12 protein-coding genes are annotated in these 15,502 nt (G+C 71.3%); 9 read left to right on the top strand and 3 right to left on the bottom strand.

Going from position 1 to position 15,502, the window contains the following annotated elements; genetic code table 11:
- Positions 1–147 precede the first annotated feature (147 nt).
- From ACWGJY_RS19020 to hutH, 4 genes are all read left to right on the top strand, one after another.
- Positions 148–1,464 (top strand): adenylate/guanylate cyclase domain-containing protein, encoded by a 1,317-nt coding sequence (locus ACWGJY_RS19020; RefSeq protein WP_453261966.1) that lies wholly within the window; start codon positions 148–150, stop codon positions 1,462–1,464.
- Positions 1,465–1,682: 218 nt separating this feature from the next.
- Positions 1,683–2,501, top strand: a complete 819-nt coding sequence (locus ACWGJY_RS19025) for an enoyl-CoA hydratase/isomerase family protein (RefSeq protein WP_453261967.1) — start codon at positions 1,683–1,685, stop codon at positions 2,499–2,501.
- Positions 2,502–2,770: 269 nt separating this feature from the next.
- Positions 2,771–3,898 carry a diguanylate cyclase domain-containing protein gene (locus ACWGJY_RS19030; protein ID WP_453261989.1) on the top strand — a complete coding sequence of 376 codons (1,128 nt, stop codon included), beginning with the start codon at positions 2,771–2,773 and terminating at the stop codon, positions 3,896–3,898.
- A 109-nt stretch (positions 3,899–4,007) separates the two neighbouring features.
- A complete protein-coding gene (gene hutH, locus ACWGJY_RS19035) occupies positions 4,008–5,552 on the top strand; it encodes a histidine ammonia-lyase (protein WP_453261968.1) in 1,545 nt (514 codons plus the stop codon).
- A gap of 207 nt (positions 5,553–5,759) precedes the next feature.
- On the opposite strand, the gene ACWGJY_RS19040 is transcribed toward hutH, so the two are convergent.
- Positions 5,760–6,260, bottom strand: a complete 501-nt coding sequence (locus ACWGJY_RS19040; protein ID WP_453261969.1) for a hypothetical protein — start codon at positions 6,258–6,260, stop codon at positions 5,760–5,762.
- Positions 6,261–6,369: 109 nt separating this feature from the next.
- Here ACWGJY_RS19040 and ACWGJY_RS19045 point away from each other — a divergent pair, with 109 nt between their 5' ends.
- The 3 genes from ACWGJY_RS19045 (at position 6,370) to ACWGJY_RS19055 (ending at position 10,025) form a co-directional block, all read left to right on the top strand.
- Positions 6,370–6,708 (top strand): hypothetical protein, encoded by a 339-nt coding sequence (locus ACWGJY_RS19045; protein ID WP_453261970.1) that lies wholly within the window; start codon positions 6,370–6,372, stop codon positions 6,706–6,708.
- 299 nt (positions 6,709–7,007) lie between these two features.
- Positions 7,008–8,273, top strand: coding sequence for a L,D-transpeptidase (locus ACWGJY_RS19050; protein WP_453261971.1), 1,266 nt, complete (start codon positions 7,008–7,010; stop codon positions 8,271–8,273).
- Positions 8,274–8,657: 384 nt separating this feature from the next.
- A complete protein-coding gene (locus tag ACWGJY_RS19055) occupies positions 8,658–10,025 on the top strand; it encodes a DUF2786 domain-containing protein (protein WP_453261972.1) in 1,368 nt (455 codons plus the stop codon).
- Positions 10,026–10,223: 198 nt separating this feature from the next.
- On the opposite strand, the gene ACWGJY_RS19060 is transcribed toward ACWGJY_RS19055, so the two are convergent.
- Together ACWGJY_RS19060 and ACWGJY_RS19065 are read right to left on the bottom strand one after the other, a co-directional pair.
- Entirely contained in the window at positions 10,224–10,865 is a 642-nt protein-coding gene (locus tag ACWGJY_RS19060; protein ID WP_453261973.1) for a response regulator, read from the bottom strand.
- On the bottom strand, positions 10,852–12,231 hold the full coding sequence (locus tag ACWGJY_RS19065) for a sensor histidine kinase (protein ID WP_453261974.1): 1,380 nt from the start codon (positions 12,229–12,231) through the stop codon (positions 10,852–10,854). The genes ACWGJY_RS19060 and ACWGJY_RS19065 overlap by 14 nt, the downstream gene beginning before the upstream one ends.
- 427 nt (positions 12,232–12,658) lie before the next feature.
- On the opposite strand from ACWGJY_RS19065, the gene ACWGJY_RS19070 reads away from it, so the two are divergent.
- Both ACWGJY_RS19070 and ACWGJY_RS19075 read left to right on the top strand, forming a co-directional pair.
- The gene (locus tag ACWGJY_RS19070) at positions 12,659–13,210 is read left to right on the top strand and encodes a hypothetical protein (protein WP_453261975.1); all 552 of its coding nucleotides are present in this window, start codon (positions 12,659–12,661) and stop codon (positions 13,208–13,210) included.
- Between the two features lie 335 nt (positions 13,211–13,545).
- Positions 13,546–15,444 (top strand): sulfatase, encoded by a 1,899-nt coding sequence (locus tag ACWGJY_RS19075; protein WP_453261976.1) that lies wholly within the window; start codon positions 13,546–13,548, stop codon positions 15,442–15,444.
- The last annotated feature ends 58 nt before the right edge of the window (positions 15,445–15,502 follow it).

Here is a 15,502-nt window from a genome sequence, read left to right on the forward strand (position 1 = left end):
CCCCCCACCACTTCCGTGGTCGGAGCCGACATGTGAGAGTGAGCCAGAGCACACCTGCCGTATCGTTGAGGCGGTCCGCCAGGGAGTGGGCCACCGGCGAGCAGTGATCGGAAGGGCAGTGCGCAGGGATCGGACAGGGAGCGGCCGGTGACCGCCGACGACTCGGGCGCCGCCCCGCGCGACATGAACACCGAGGACGACGCCGTGCGCGACGTCCCCGTCGACGACCCTTCAGAGGCCGCGGAGGGGGGCGCCACCACCAGCGGCGGCGGCACGACCAGCGCCGATGCCGACAACCGCGGCACCACCCACGGCGGCAACGAGGCCGACAACAAGGCCGACGCCACCGCCGAGGCAGGCGCAGACGCCGACGCAGACGCAGACGCCGACAACGGCGACGAGAACAACATCGCCGTCCGCCTCGAACAACTCATCCTCGGCGCCGACCGCCGCTACACGCCCTTCCAGGCGGCCCGCGGCGCCGGCGTCTCCATGGACCTTGCGGCCCGCTTCTGGCGGGCCATGGGCTTCGCCGACATCGGCCAGGTCAAGGCCCTCACCGAGGCCGATGTGCTGGCCCTGCGCCGACTCTCCGGTCTCGTCGAGGCCGGCCTGCTGAGCGAGGCCATGGCCATCCAGGTCGCCCGCTCCACCGGCCAGACCACCGCCCGTCTGGTCGACTGGCAGATCGACTCCTTCCTGGAGGGTCTCACCGAGCCCCAGGACTCCGGCCTGACCCGTACGGAGATCACCTACCCGCTGGTCGAGCTGCTGCTCCCCGAGCTGGAGGAGTTCCTCGTCTACGTCTGGCGGCGCCAGCTCGCCGCCGCCACCGGCCGGGTCGTCCGGGCCCAGGATGACGCCGAGATGGTCGACCGCCGGCTCGCCGTCGGCTTCGCCGACCTGGTCGGCTTCACCCGGCTGACCCGCCGCCTGGAGGAGGAGGAACTCGGCGAACTGGTGGAGGCGTTCGAGACCACCTGCTCCGACCTGGTGGCCGCGCACGGTGGCCGGCTCATCAAGACCCTCGGCGACGAGGTCCTCTTCTCCGCCGACGACGCCGGTATCGCCGCCGAGATCGGGCTGCGGCTGATCGAGACCATGACCAATGACGAGACGATGCCGGAGCTGCGGGTCGGTATCGCCTTCGGCACGGTCACGACCCGCATGGGTGATGTCTTCGGTACGACCGTGAACCTCGCCAGCCGCCTCACCTCGATAGCGCCGAAGGACACCGTGCTGGTGGACGAGGCGTTCGCCGAGGAGCTGGGCCGTATCGGGGACGCGCCGGTCTCCGAGGCGGAGGCCGCCGCCGCGGAAAAGGCGGCCGAGGAGGGCACCGGCGCCCCGCCGCCGTCGTACCGCTTCGCGCTCCAGCCGATGTGGCAGCGACCGGTGCGAGGCCTGGGCGTGGTCGAGCCATGGCTGCTGAGCCGCCGCGGCGGGCAGGGCACGAACGGCTGAGCCGCCCGCGGACCGGCCGGGTCGCCCTACACCAACGCACACCCCACGGAACGTCCCCGGACCGACCCCCTGGTCCGCGGAACGTCCCCGGAACCGAGCCCCTGGTCCGCGTCCGCGGCCCGGCCCGCCGCCGAGCCACCGCCCCATCCCTGTCCCCCGGACCGCCCACCTGGCATGATCCCCACGTCAGGTCAACGCCCGTTAACTGGGAGGGTTGCATGGAACGGCAGGGGCAACGGCAGCGGCAGCAATTCGGCGCGGACGGCTGGGTCGCCGTCGAGCGCCACGGCTTCGTGGCGGAGCTGGTCATGGACCGCCCGAAGGCCATGAACGCCGTCTCGACGGCCATGGCCGACAGTCTGGCGCAGGCCTGCGCCGAGCTGTCCGCGGACCGCTCCGTACGCGTGGTGGTCCTCAGCTCCACACACGAGCGGGCGTTCTGCGTGGGCGCCGACCTCAAGGAGCGCAACTCCTTCACGGACGCGGACCTGATGCGTCAGCGCCCGCACACCCGCGCCGCGTACACCGGCGTGCTGGAGCTGCCGATGCCCACCATCGCCGCGGTGCACGGCTTTGCGCTCGGCGGTGGCTTCGAGCTGGCGTTGGCCTGCGATCTGATCGTCGCGGACGGTACGGCGGAGGTCGGCCTGCCGGAGGTGTCGGTGGGCGTCATCCCCGGCGGCGGGGGCACCCAGCTGCTGCCGCGCCGGGTGGGCGCGGCGCGGGCGGCCGAGCTGGTCTTCACCGCGCGGCGGGTGCGGGCGGCCGAGGCCGCGGAGCTGGGGCTGGTCGACCGGCTGGTGGCGGACGGGCAGGACCGGGCCGAGGCGCTGGAGCTGGCGGCCGGGATCGCCCGTAACTCGCCGGTCGGACTGCGTGCCGCCAAGCGCGCCATGCGGCTCGGGCACGGGCTGGACTTGCGGGCCGGGCTGGAGGTGGAGGACGGCGCCTGGCGCAGTGTGGCCTTCTCCGGGGACCGGGCGGAGGGCGTGGCCGCCTTCAACGAGAAGCGGGCCCCGGAGTGGCCCGGGGAGTGACGGGCGTTGCTCCTCACCGCCACTCCTCACCGTCGCCCCTCACCGATGGTCTTCCCGTCGGCCTTTCCGCCGGCCTTCCCGTCGGTCAAATAACGACGCGAATAACGCCTAGGCGTCAATCACGCACGGAAAGGGGCGAAAGGGGTTAAACATTCCTACGCTGTATACAGAGCGTGCTCACGGTGACGGAATGCGAGGATCCGGTGACGGGTGAGGGCGAGGGTGAGGGCGACGCGAGGCTGCGGGCCGTGGTGGAGCTGGCGCAGGCGATGGCTGCCGCGCACACACCGCGCGAGTCGGCGCACGCCGCGGCGCAGGGCGTGCGCCAGGCCCTGGCCGGCTCCTTCGCGGCGATCTCGAAGTGGGAGCGCGAACTGGGCAAGCTCCGGGTGCTGGTCAACGTCGGCGAACTCGCCGACGGCGAGGAGGAGTTCCCGGACGACGAGAGCTACCCCGTCCACGAGTTCCCGGAGATCGTCGGCTTTCTGCACGAGCAGTGGGCGGGCGGCGGCGACCCCAGCGCCTGGGTGGAGACCGCCGAGGAGCCGCACCGCGGCCCGGCGCCCGCGGAGGTGGCGGAGATCCGGGGCGGGAGTGGCTGCGCCAACCCCCAGCGGGTGGCCGCGCTGCGCCGCCGCGGCCGGGGCTGCTGTGTGGTCGCGCCGATCGTGCTGCACGGCCGCGCGTGGGGTGAGCTGTATGTCGCGCGGCGTACGGGGGAGCCGGTCTTCGGCCGGGCGGATGCCGAATTCGCCGGGGTGCTGGCCGCCGTGACGGCCGCCGGGATCGCCCAGACCGAGCGGCTGGCGGAGGCCCGCCGGCTGGCCTTCACGGACTCCCTCACCGGTCTCGCCAACCGCCGGGCCGTCGATTTGCGGCTGGACGAGGCGCTGGACCTGCACCGGCGCGACGCGACGGTGGTCAGCCTGGTGGTGTGCGACCTCAACGGACTGAAGCGGGTGAACGACTCCCGCGGCCATGCGGTCGGGGACCGTCTGCTGGAGCGCTTCGGCTCGGTGCTGTCCCTGTGCGGCGCGATGCTGCCGGGCACGCTGGCCGCCCGGCTCGGCGGGGACGAGTTCTGTCTGCTCGCGGTGGGACCGCCGGCCGACGAGGTGGTCAAAGTGGCCGGTGAACTGTGCGAACGCGCGGGGGAGTTGGACCTCGGCGAGGGGGTCGCGGTCGGTGTCGCCTCGACCGGCGATCCGATCGGCCCGGTGCGCAGCGCCCGTCGGCTCTTCCGCCTCGCGGATGCCGCGCAGTACAAGGCCAAGGCGGCACGGTCCGGCGAGCCGGTGGTCGCCGGGCGGCACGGCGGCAAGGACGACCCGGTCGTCCGGCTCGCGGACGCCCCGGACCGGCGGTCGGGGCCGGAGCGCCGCCGCTTTCGGAGGTGAGGCGTTGCGTCCTGGCCCGCGCCCCGGGTCCCTTGCGTACGCCCGGGTAAGGGGTGATCCCGAAATCCGGTGGTGACATCCGACGATTCAGTCTCTAGGGTGCCTGAATATGGATATGCACACTGTGGTGCTGGGGACGTCCGGCACGACCGCACAGGACGTCATCGCGGTGGCCCGCGGTGCGGCCCGGATCGAGCTGTCCGAGGAAGCCCTCGCGGCCGTCGCCACCTCCCGCGCCTTCATCGACGAACTCGCCGCCAAGCCCGACCCCGTATACGGCGTCTCCACCGGCTTCGGGGCCCTCGCCGTCCGCCACATCAGCCCCGAGCTGCGCGCCCAGCTCCAGCGCAACATCGTGCGCTCGCACGCGGCCGGTATGGGCCCGCGGGTCGAGCGCGAGGTCGTCCGCGCGCTGATGTTCCTGCGGCTGAAGACGCTCGCCTCCGGGCACACCGGCGTCCGCCCGCTGGTCGTCGAGACGATGGCCGCCATACTCAACGCGGGCATCACGCCCGTCGTGCACGAATACGGCTCGCTCGGCTGCTCCGGCGACCTGGCGCCGCTGTCGCACTGCGCGCTGACGCTGATGGGCGAGGGCGACGCGGAGGGCCCCGACGGCACCGTACGCCCGGCCGGTGAGCTGCTGGCCGCGCACGGCATCGAGCCGGTCGAACTGCGCGAGAAGGAGGGCCTGGCGCTCCTCAACGGCACCGACGGCATGCTCGGCATGCTCGTGATGGCCTGCGCCGACCTCGCCCGGCTGTTCACCTCCGCGGACATCACCGCGGCCCTCTCCCTGGAGGCCCTGCTCGGCACGGACAAGGTCCTCGCGCCCGAGCTGCACGCCATCCGCCCGCACCCCGGGCAGGCCGCCTCCGCGGCCAACATGTCCAAGGTGCTGGCCGGTTCCGGCTTCACCGGCCATCACCAGGACGACGCCCCGCGCGTCCAGGACGCCTACTCCATCCGCTGCGCCCCGCAGGTCGCCGGCGCCGGCCGGGACACCCTCGACCACGCCCGCCTGGTCGCCGACCGCGAGCTGGCCGCCGCCGTCGACAACCCCGTCGTCCTCCCGGACGGCCGGGTCGAGTCCAACGGCAACTTCCACGGCGCGCCGGTCGCCTACGTCCTGGACTTCCTGGCCATCGCCGCGGCCGACCTGGGCTCGATCGCGGAGCGCCGTACGGACCGGCTGCTGGACAAGAACCGTTCGCACGGGCTGCCTGCCTTCCTGGCCGGTGACCCGGGCGTCGACTCCGGCCTGATGATCGCCCAGTACACCCAGGCGGCGCTGGTCAGCGAGCTGAAGCGGCTGGCCGCACCGGCCTCGGTGGACTCCATCCCGTCCTCCGCCATGCAGGAGGACCATGTCTCGATGGGCTGGTCGGCGGCGCGCAAGCTGCGTACCGCCATCGACAACCTGACCCGGATCGTCGCCGTCGAGCTGTACGCGGCGACCCGCGCCATCGAGATGCGCGAGGGACTGACGCCGGCGCCTGCCACCCGCGCCGTGCTGGACGCGGTGCGCGGTGCGGGCGTCCAGGGACCGGGCGAGGACCGTTTTCTGGCGCCGGACCTGGAGAGCGCGTATGCGTTCGTGCGGGACGGGAAGCTGGTGGCGGCCGTGGAGCCGGTCACCGGCGAGCTGGCGTAGCGGCGTAGCGGCAGACGGGGAACGGCAGACGCGGGAACGGCGGACGCGGGAACGGCAGATGCGGGAACGGGGGACGGGGCAAGCAACGGCGGACGAGGGAACGACGGACAGCGGGCGCCCGCATCCCGCCCCGGCCGGGCCCGGCTCTGTCGGTCCTGCGCCCCCGCCCTGCCGCCGCTCGCCGTCCCGCCCCGCCTCGCCCCCGTCTCAGACGGTGTAGTCGCGGGTGCGGCGGACGGAGTAGCTGACCAGGCCGGCGCCGAGCGCGAGACAGGCGGCGCCGCCGATCACATACGGCGTGGTGTCCGGGCTGCCGGTGTCGGCGAGGAAGTGCGGCGCGGTGCCGGCAGAGCTGCCGTCGGCACCGGAGACCGTGCCGGAGCCACTGTCCAGGCTGGAGCCGGTGCCCGTGCCGGAGCGGGTGCTCGTGCGGGAGTCGGTGGCCGCGCTGGAGCTGCTGCCCGTGCCGGGGCCGGTGCCCGTTGCGCCGTGGCGCGGGGTGGTCGTCGTGGAATCGCTGCCGGCGTCCGGCGCCGGGCCGTTCACCCGGGCGGCCGGGCCCGGCCCGGCCACCGCGGATGCCGCCCGCAGACCGGGATCTGTCGCTCCGTCATGCCCCGCGCTCGCGTTGGCGGACGGTACGAACCACAGGGCGAACAGTACCGATCCCGCGGCTGCGGCGGTCAGCAGTGGTCGGCGTGCGGTCACGGAAGGGATCCCCCTTGTGGGTTCGGCGAATTGGCCGTTGACCTCAGATGTTAGTGACCGCCGCGGGTCGCGGGGAAGTCAGGACCCGTCCATGCCTAACCTCCGTGCTATGAGCAATGGTGAGACATCACGTTTTGTGCGCCTTCATGTCGAACTGATCATGGAGGTCACTGACCCCGGCCGGCTGACCGGCGCGGCCCTCGACCACATCGAAGGTGACCCTTCGCTGCCCGACGAGGAGCGCAGGCAGTCCCTGGACACGGTCAAGGAGGATCCGGCGGAGGCGCTGGCCCATCTGATCGACCCGTTCGACCTCGTCACCACGGTGCCGGGCGCCGAACTCGCCCAGGCCTCCTGGAGCAGCGAGGAGCTGACCGACTACGACCCGGACGCCGAGTGGGACGCGGCGGAGTGGGATCTGGCGGACGACGCCGACGGGGAGGGCTGAACGGCCCTCCCTCCCGCCCGACGGACCGGGCCCCCGTACGGCTACCCGCCGCACGGGGGCCCACTGCATGCCCGGCGCGCAGGCGGTCCATGCCGGTGCGTATGCGGCCCATGAGCGCCGTGTGACCAGCAGGGATGTCATAAGTGGCCTTCCTCACACTGCATGGAGGCATGGAACGGGCGAAACGGAAAAGGCGTTCATATGGCGTCGGCCGGAATGCCAGCGTCCGGATATGGCTGCGTTCAGTTGGCAGCTCGCTCGGGGAACCTGCGAAATCGGTAGCAATGGAGATGCGTGTGATGACGGACGGCAAGCGCCGGAAGGGCCTCATAGCCAGCGCCACGCTGCTCGGGGGCGTACTCACGCTTGCGGCGTGCGGCGGCAGCACTGCGGCTGACCGGGGCAATGGCGGTGCTGACGGCACCCGGCACGAGAACACCCAGCAAGTGGACGAGGCGGCCGCGAAGGACGCCTCCGACGCCAAGATCAAGGTCTCGCCGGCGGACGGCGCGACCGGCGCGGGCCTCAACAGTGACGCCCAGGTCACGGTCAGCGACGGAAAACTCACCGACGTCACCATGACCTCGGTCGAGTCCAAGCAGACGGTCGACGGCACCCTCTCCGCCGACGGCACCTCCTGGAAGCCGAACCAGCCCCTGGACCGCTCGACGAAGTACAAGGTCACCGCGCACGCGGTGGACTCCCGGGGACGCACGGCGGTGGAGAACTCCAGCTTCACCACCGTCGCCCCGGCGAACAGCTTCATCGGGAACTTCACTCCGGAGGACGGCTCGACCGTCGGCGTCGGGATGCCGGTGTCGATCAACTTCGACAAGCCGGTCAAGAACAAGGCGGCCGTCGAGTCCGCCATCAAGGTCGCGTCGAGCAGCAACCAGAAGGCCGTCGGCCACTGGTTCAACGACAAGCGGCTGGACTTCCGCCCCCAGGAGTACTGGAAGGCGAACTCCAAGGTCACCATGACGCTCGGCCTGGACGGTGTCGAGGCGTCGCCGGGCGTCAAGGGCATCCAGAACAAGACCGTGAGCTTCCAGGTCGGTCATTCGCAGGTCAGCACCGTTGACACCAAGACACACGAGATGAACGTGGTGCGTGACGGCCGGACCATCAAGACCATTCCGATCTCGGCCGGCAGCGATGAGCACGCCACCTACAACGGCAAGATGGTCATTTCCGAGCGGTTCAAGCAGACCCGGATGAACGGCTCGACGGTCGGCTTCAAGAAGCACAACGGCAAGGGCGAGTACGACATCCCCGACGTGCCGCACGCCATGCGCCTGACCAGCTCCGGCACCTTCATCCACGGCAACTACTGGGGCAAGGGCATCTTCGGCAAGACCAACACCAGCCATGGCTGCATCGGTCTGGAGGACGTCAAGGGCGCCAAGGACTCCAAGACGGACGGCGCATGGTTCTTCGACCACTCGCAGACCGGCGATGTGATCGACGTCGTCAACTCCCCTGACCAGACCGTCACGCCGGACAACGGCCTGAACGGCTGGAACATGGACTGGTCGCAGTGGGTGGCCGGCAGCGCGCTGAAGTGACGCCGGATGTGCCAGCGGCAGGGCGGTACGCCTGACTGCATGTGACGTGACTGCATGTGACGTGACCGCATGTGAGGTGACTGCACGTGACGTGACTGCTCAGGTCATGAAGTGACTGCCTGCGTCAGGACGTGACCGACGCCCGGTGGCCCCTTGAATGGGGGCCACCGGGCGTCGTCGCTGTGTGCGGCGCGCCGCATGGACATCGGCATCGGCATCGGCATGGGCATGGACATGGGCATCGGCATGGGCATCGGGACCAGCGCCTGGTTCGCCGCGGTTGCCGCCACCGATCGCCACTGACCGCCACTGACCGCCACCTGGGCGTTTCCGCCGGCCGCCACCGGGGCGCGGGCCCGGAGGAGCCCTCCGTACAGTGAGCGGGTGAGCGAGCGGGCGAGTGAACGCGGGAGAAATGGGCGTGGCGGGCCGGGGTCGCCGACGGCCGGTGAGCTGGTCGGGCAGGTGCTCGGCAGCGTCCGTTACGCGCCGGACGGTGCGCAGGCCGAGGACGCCATCGAGGCGGGCGCCTCGATGCTGGCCGCGGCCGAGGCCGGCTGGGAGGCGGTGAGTGCGGCGGTGGTCGCCGCCGCCGTGGCGGGCGTACGGCAGTGCTGGGCGGGCGGCTGGCACCCCGCCGACCTGGAGCGGATCGTCCGGCGTGACGCGTCCGATGCCGCCCTGGTGGCCCTGGTCGTCGACGCCATCGCGGCCGACGCGGCCCGGCCGTCGGCAGGGCGGTCCGCACGGTCTGCGCGGTCCGCACGGTCCGGACAGGACACCCGCTGGGCCGAGCAGCTGCGGCACCTCGGCGCCGAGGTCTGGTGGGACTCCGACACCGGCTACCTCGACGCCCTGGCCGGACGCCGCCGCACCACCCGCTTCGAGACCGCGTACGACGTACTGGCGGCGCTGCGCACGCTCGCCCGTCTGCCCCGCATCACCCCGCTCCCGGCCCCGCCACAGACCGGCCGGGAGAGCGGCTCCGCCGGCCCCGCAGCGTCCCGTGCCCTCGGCCGGATCCGCGGACTGCTCGCCAAGGCCGAGGCGACCGACTACCCCGAGGAGGCGGAGGCGCTGTCCGCCAAGGCGCAGGAGCTGATGGCCCGGCACAGTATCGACGAGGCGCTCCTCGACAGCGCGGACGGTACGCCGGGCGGCCGGGCCGGCGGCCCGGCGGCGGTCCGGATCGGCATCGAGGGCCCGTACGAACAGGCCAAGGCGCTGCTGCTCGACGCGGTCGCGGCCGCCAACCGCTGCCAGGCCGTCTGGGCCGCCGACGTCGGCTTCTCCACCGTCATCGGCTTCGCACCCGACCTGGAGGCGGCCGAGATGCTCTACACCTCGCTGCTGCTCCAGGCCACCGCCGCGATGAACCGTGCGGGCGACGACCTCCACCAGGCCCTCAAGGAGCAGGGCGGTACCCCCATCGCGCGCGGCCGCTCCCGCCGCACCCGGGACTTCCGGCAGACTTTCCTCGTCGCCTATGCCGACCGCATCCGCGACCGCCTCGTGACGGCCACCGCTGCCGCCACGGCCGCCGCCACCGCCGAGTCCGCCGAGTCCGCCGAGTCCGCCGACGCGGCCCCCGCGCTCCTCCCGGTCCTCGCCGCCCGCGAACTCGCCGTCGAGGAGGCCACCGGCGCGCTCTTCCCCGACACCGCCCCGGTCCGCCTCCGCGGCATACGGGACGCGGACGGCTGGCACCAGGGCAGAGCGGCAGCGGACCGGGCACAGCTGGGGGACGGGTGAGGCTGCGCGGTGGGTGGTGAGGCTGCGCGCGGTGGGTGAGGTTACGCAGGGCGGGTGAGGTGGTGACCGCCGAATGCCGTCGAGTACCGCCGTACGCACCGCAGTTGAGCCCGGGGGAGGGAACGCCACACGGCCGTTGCGCCGCCTCGCCTCACCTCCTGCTACGGCAGCAACCCGCGCTCCGGGTCCGGCCTCGCGCTACGGCAGCAACCCGCGCTCCAGGGCCGTGATCACCGCAGCCGTCCGGTCCGACACCTCCAGCTTTTTGAACGCCCGTAGCAGATGGGTCTTGACCGTGGCCTCGCCGATGAACAGCTCCCGGCCGATGTCGGCATTGGTCAGGCCCTGGCTGACCAGCCGTAGCACCTCGCACTCCCGCCCGGACAGCAGCGGCTGTTCCACTGCCCGCACTCGGAACAGCTTGGGGGCCAGCGACGGGGTGAGCACGGTCGCGCCGCGCGCCGCACCGTGCACGGCGTCGATCAACTCGGCCCGGGAACTGCCCTTGAGGAGATAGCCGGCCGCGCCCGCCTCCACGGCGCGCAGGATGTCGGCGTCGTCCTCGTAGGTGGTGACGATGACCACCTTGCTGCGAGGCGACTGCCGCAGGATGTGCCCGGTGGCGACGACCCCGTCCATCTCGCCCATCCGCAGATCGAGCAGTACGACGTCGGGCGTCAGCCGGGTCGCCAGTGTCACGGCTTCCTCGCCGGAGCCGGCCTGCCCGACGACATCGATGCCCGGGTCGGATTCCAGCATCGCGCACAGGCCCTCGCGTACGACGGGGTGATCGTCGGCGAGCAGCACCCGCACCGCGCCCCTGTCCTCAACGCCCATCATCCGCCGCCGCCTTCGCCAACCGCCCCGCCGACGACGGCACATCCGCCCGCCCCGCCGCTCCGGACCTGTCCACCGTCTCCGCCGCTCCGGACCTGCCCACCGCCCCCGCCAAGGGCACGTTCACCTCGATGGAGGTGCCTTCTCCCCGCTCGCTCACGACGCGCATCACCCCACCGATCTCCGCGACCCTCGCCGCCATTCCCCGCAGCCCGAAGCCCCCACCGTCCCCCGCCGCACCGCGCTCTTCCTCTCCCTGTACTGACACCGCCCCCTGTACTGCCACGGCCCCCTGTACTGGCACCGATGCCGCATCGAAACCCTTGCCGTCATCGGCGACACGGAGCCCGATCTGCCCCTCGCCGTACCGGAGCACCAAGTCCACCGCGCGGGCATCGGCGTGCTTCCGCACATTCGCGCCGGCTTCCTGCGCGGCACGCAGCAGTACGACATTGACCGCCATCGGCAGCGGCCGCTCGTCCCCCTCGACGGCGAACCGCACCAGCATCCCGGTCTGCGCGGTCAGCCCGTCCGCCTGCCGCCGCAGCGCCTGTGCCAAGGAGCTCTCCTGCAAGGACGCGGGCGTCCGGTCGGCGACGAAGGCACGGGCCTCGGCCAGGCTCTCCTTGGCCACCCGCCCCACCAGCGCGAGGTGTTTACGGGCGGCGGCGGGCGCAGCCTCCACCTCCGAATCCGCGGCCTGCACCAGGCTGATGATGCTGGTCAGGCTCTGCGCAAGGGTGTCGTGGATCTCCCGGGCGAGCCGCTCGCGTTCGGCGGAGATCCCGGCCTGGTGCGACAGCCGGGCCACCTGTTCGCGGTTCTGCTGCAGCTCTTCGATCAGTGCGGCATGCTCCTTGCTCTGCCGTACCACCCTCTTGATCCACAGCCCGAGGAGTACGGACAGCGCGATTCCGAGCAGCGACGCGAGCAGCACGAACAGCACGGCCGGGCCGGTGGCGCCGCCCTGCAGCCACAGCATCGTCACGGGGACGAGATTGCCGAGTACGCCGACCACGAGGGCCGGTCTGGTCGCCAGGCTCATCATCAGCATCGGGATGAGGGCGAACAGAGCGAATGAACTCATCAGATCGATGGCGCAGGCGACCCCGAACAGCAGGAAGAGCCCGAGGGGGAAGACGACGTTCCGCCGGTCGCTCTCCTGGCGAAGCAGCAACGGCCGCCCGATGCCCGCGTACCAGGGCACGATCAGTGTCAGCGCGCCGATGGCGATCACGCGCGGGCCCTGCGGGCCACCGGAGGTGAACACCAGCCCTGTGGTGACCAGATAACAGATCACGAAGTAGCTGTCCCACAGCCCGAACCAACGTACCCGCGCCTCGGGCGCCCGCCGCGCCTCAAGCGTCACCGTGTCCCCCTGAATCTCAGCATTGGCCTCATGAGCGAGGCGCGGGCGGGCGGCGTGCCCGTGTGACCACATCACCACGCCACCACGCCACCACGTCCCCGGGCCACCGCGCCACAGTCCTATCACCCGGCCCCGACCCGCCCCGCTTCACTCTCGCCTTCCGTCGTCCGCCGCGGTGTCCACCGACCGGTGGACGCCGAATCCACCGGTCGGTCGTCCCGCGGCAACCAACCGCCGCCATAACGTCGTTGACGGCAACGCCGCGAACGCCGAGTACCGATCGGTAGGCGTCGAGTACCGAGTCACGATTACTGATTAATGATTACCGATTGCTGATTACGGGTTGCCAAGTACCGCCTACCGATCGCCGATCACCAACCACCGATCACCGAAGTCGCAGAGAACTGCGGAAGGGCCCGGAATTTCCATGAACCACCTGAGTCAGTTCGCCACTGCACTCATCGCCAGCGCAACGATCCTCACCATCATCCTGGCGACCGACCTGGGCCGCCGCCGCGTCACCAATATGCGGATGCTGCGCTCCGTGATCGCGGTCGCCCTTATCATCGCGATCTTTGTGCACTCGTTCCCGACCTCCGGTAACGCCCCGTCGTTCCAGCTCATGGGCGTCGGACTGGGCGTGATCTGCGGTCTGGTCGCCGGTGCGCTGCTCCCCGCCCACCGCGGCGGCGACGGTCTGATCTACACCACCGGCGGAATCGGATATGCCCTCGTCTGGATCGTTCTTTCCACCGCTCGCGTGCTTTTTGCTTACGGTGCCGAACACTGGTTCACCGAGGGTCTGATCCGCTTCAGTATCAAAAACCAGCTCAGCGGGCCGGACGTCTACGCAAATGCCTTTGTCTTCATGTCACTTGCCATGGTTGTCACCCGGACCGCGGTACTGGTGACAAAGCGCCGGCGCATTCGCCGTTCGCCCGTCGACGCGGCCGGCACCGAACAGCCGGCCGCCGTCTGAAGGCCGTAGGAGAGAGGAGGCAGGAGAGAGGAGGCAGGAGAGCGGAACAGGAGAGAGCGGAACAGGAGAGAGGGGACAGGAGGGAAGGCGAGGTGAGGGAAGAGGAGGTCCGGGCCGATCGGGGGACGGCCCGGCCCTCCCCTCCCCTCCCCTCCCTTTCCCTCCCCTCACCCGTCCCCTCACCTGCTTTCGCCTTCCCCCTTGATGACCTGCACATTGGCGACCCGCACATTGAACGGAGGCCACCGGCCGCCCGTACAGAGGGACGACGGCGCCGACCTCCCGAGTCCGGTCCGCCGTGCCACTACCGGGCCTCGCACGGAAGGACCTTCGGGTTGTCGCACTTCACGCGCTTTCGCCAGCTGCCGCAGGGGAGGCAGGCAACCGGGACCGAGGGCCTGCCGCCGGACGGCCCCCCGGAGCACGCACCGGATACCGGGGCAGGCGCAGCGGAACAGGACACCGTCCCGGGCGAGGGCACGCACCTCACCGACGTCCCGGGCGAGGGCACGCACCTCACTGACGCCCCGGGCGAGGACCTGCACCTCACCGACGTCCCGGGCGGCGGCTGGCGGGACCGGCATCCGGTCGCGGCGCGGGTGGTGGCCTGGACGACCACCGCCCTGGCCGCCACGCTGGTGCTGGCCACTCTTCTGCTGCCGAACGATCCCGCCAGACTCACGCCCGCCGAGTTCGCACGCATCCCGGTGGAGGGGATAGCCGGCGCCGCACTGCTGCTCCTCCTGCCGCGGCCGGCGCGGCGGGTGGCCGCGGTGCTCGCCGGGGTGGTGCTCGGCCTGCTGACCCTCCTGGACCTCCTCGACATCGGCTTCATCGAGGCGCTCGGCCGGGGATTCAACGTGGTGTTCGACTGGAGCCTGCTCGGCGACGGCGCCTCCTTCCTCCAGGACTCCATAGGCCGGGCGGGCACCATCGGTGTCGAGGTCGCGGCCGCGCTCCTCGCCCTCGCCCTGCTCGTCCTCCCCGCGCTCGCGGTCGTCCGGCTCAGCAACCTCATGGCCCGGCACGCTGCCAGGACGGCCGGCACCACCCTCCTGCTCGGGACCGCCTGGGTCCTCTCCGCGGCGCTCGGCCTGCAGATCGCCGGTGCGCCGGTCGCCTCCCGCAGCACCTCCGACCTCGTCCAGGCCCGGGTGGCCGGCGTCGACGCGACCCTGAAGGACGAGCAGAAGTTCGCCAAGGTGGCCGCGAGCGACCCCTACCACCACACCCCGGGGAGCCGGCTGCTGACCGGACTGCGCGGCAAGGACGTCATCTTCACCTTCATCGAGAGCTACGGCCGCAGCGCGGTCCAGGACCCGCTGATGGCCCCGGGGGTCGATGCGGTGCTCGCGAAGGGGACCGAACGCCTACGGGCCGCCGGCTACTCCGCCCGCAGCGGCTGGCTCACCTCGGCGACGTACGGCGGCAGCAGCTGGCTGGGCCACTCCACCTTCCTGTCCGGCCTGTGGATCGACAACCAGCAGCGCTACCGCACCGTCACCGCGGGCGATCATCTGACCCTCACCGGGGCCTTCAAGCGCACCGGCGCCTGGCGGACCGTCGGCATCATGCCCGGCGTCACCAAGGGCTGGCCGGAGGCCAAGTTCTACGGCCTCGACCACGTCTACGACTCCCGCGAACTCGGCTACAAGGGACCCAAGTTCAGCTGGTCGACCATGCCCGACCAGTACAGCCTCGCCGCCTTCGAACGCCTGGAACACGGCAAACCGCACGACAAGCCACTGATGTCCGAGATCATCCTGACCTCCAGCCACAACCCCTGGGCGCCCCTGCCCAAGACGATCGGCTGGGACAAGGTAGGTGACGGGTCCGTCTACAACGGCATCGAGAAGGCCGGCAAGCACCCCGTGGACGTGTGGCAGCAGACCGGCAAGGTGCGCACCGAGTACGGCAAGTCCATCCAGTACTCCCTGAACAGCCTTATCTCGTACGTGGAGAAGTACGGCAACAAGAACACCGTGCTCGTCTTCCTCGGCGACCACCAGCCGGTCGCCAAGGTCTCCGGTGACCATGCCAGCAGGGACGTCCCTGTGGCGATCGTCGCCCACGACCCCGACGTCCTGAAGCGGATCTCCGACTGGCACTGGACACCCGGCCTGAACCCCGGCCACACCGCCCCGGTCTGGCGCATGGACGCCTTCCGCAACCGCTTCCTGACGGCTTACGGCTCCCGGCCGGGTCCGGGTGCGGCCCCGGACCCGGCCCGGTAACCGCCACCATCGGACAAACCCGAGCGGGAAGAGTTCTGGATCTGCCAGATCAACGCGC

It is taken from the genome of Streptomyces sp. NPDC054765, from assembly GCF_053612065.1.

Excerpts from the sequence above, each read along its gene's own strand:
- ACWGJY_RS19045 (WP_453261970.1), top strand. The coding sequence starts at position 6,370 with ATGAGCAATGGTGAGACATCACGTTTTGTGCGCCTTCATGTCGAACTG.
- ACWGJY_RS19025 (WP_453261967.1), top strand. The coding sequence starts at position 1,683 with ATGGAACGGCAGGGGCAACGGCAGCGGCAGCAATTCGGCGCGGACGGC.
- ACWGJY_RS19070 (WP_453261975.1), top strand. The coding sequence starts at position 12,659 with ATGAACCACCTGAGTCAGTTCGCCACTGCACTCATCGCCAGCGCAACG.
- ACWGJY_RS19030 (WP_453261989.1), top strand. The coding sequence starts at position 2,771 with ATGGCTGCCGCGCACACACCGCGCGAGTCGGCGCACGCCGCGGCGCAG.
- ACWGJY_RS19060 (WP_453261973.1), bottom strand. The coding sequence starts at position 10,865 with ATGATGGGCGTTGAGGACAGGGGCGCGGTGCGGGTGCTGCTCGCCGAC.
- hutH (WP_453261968.1), top strand. The coding sequence starts at position 4,008 with ATGGATATGCACACTGTGGTGCTGGGGACGTCCGGCACGACCGCACAG.
- ACWGJY_RS19050 (WP_453261971.1), top strand. The coding sequence starts at position 7,008 with ATGACGGACGGCAAGCGCCGGAAGGGCCTCATAGCCAGCGCCACGCTG.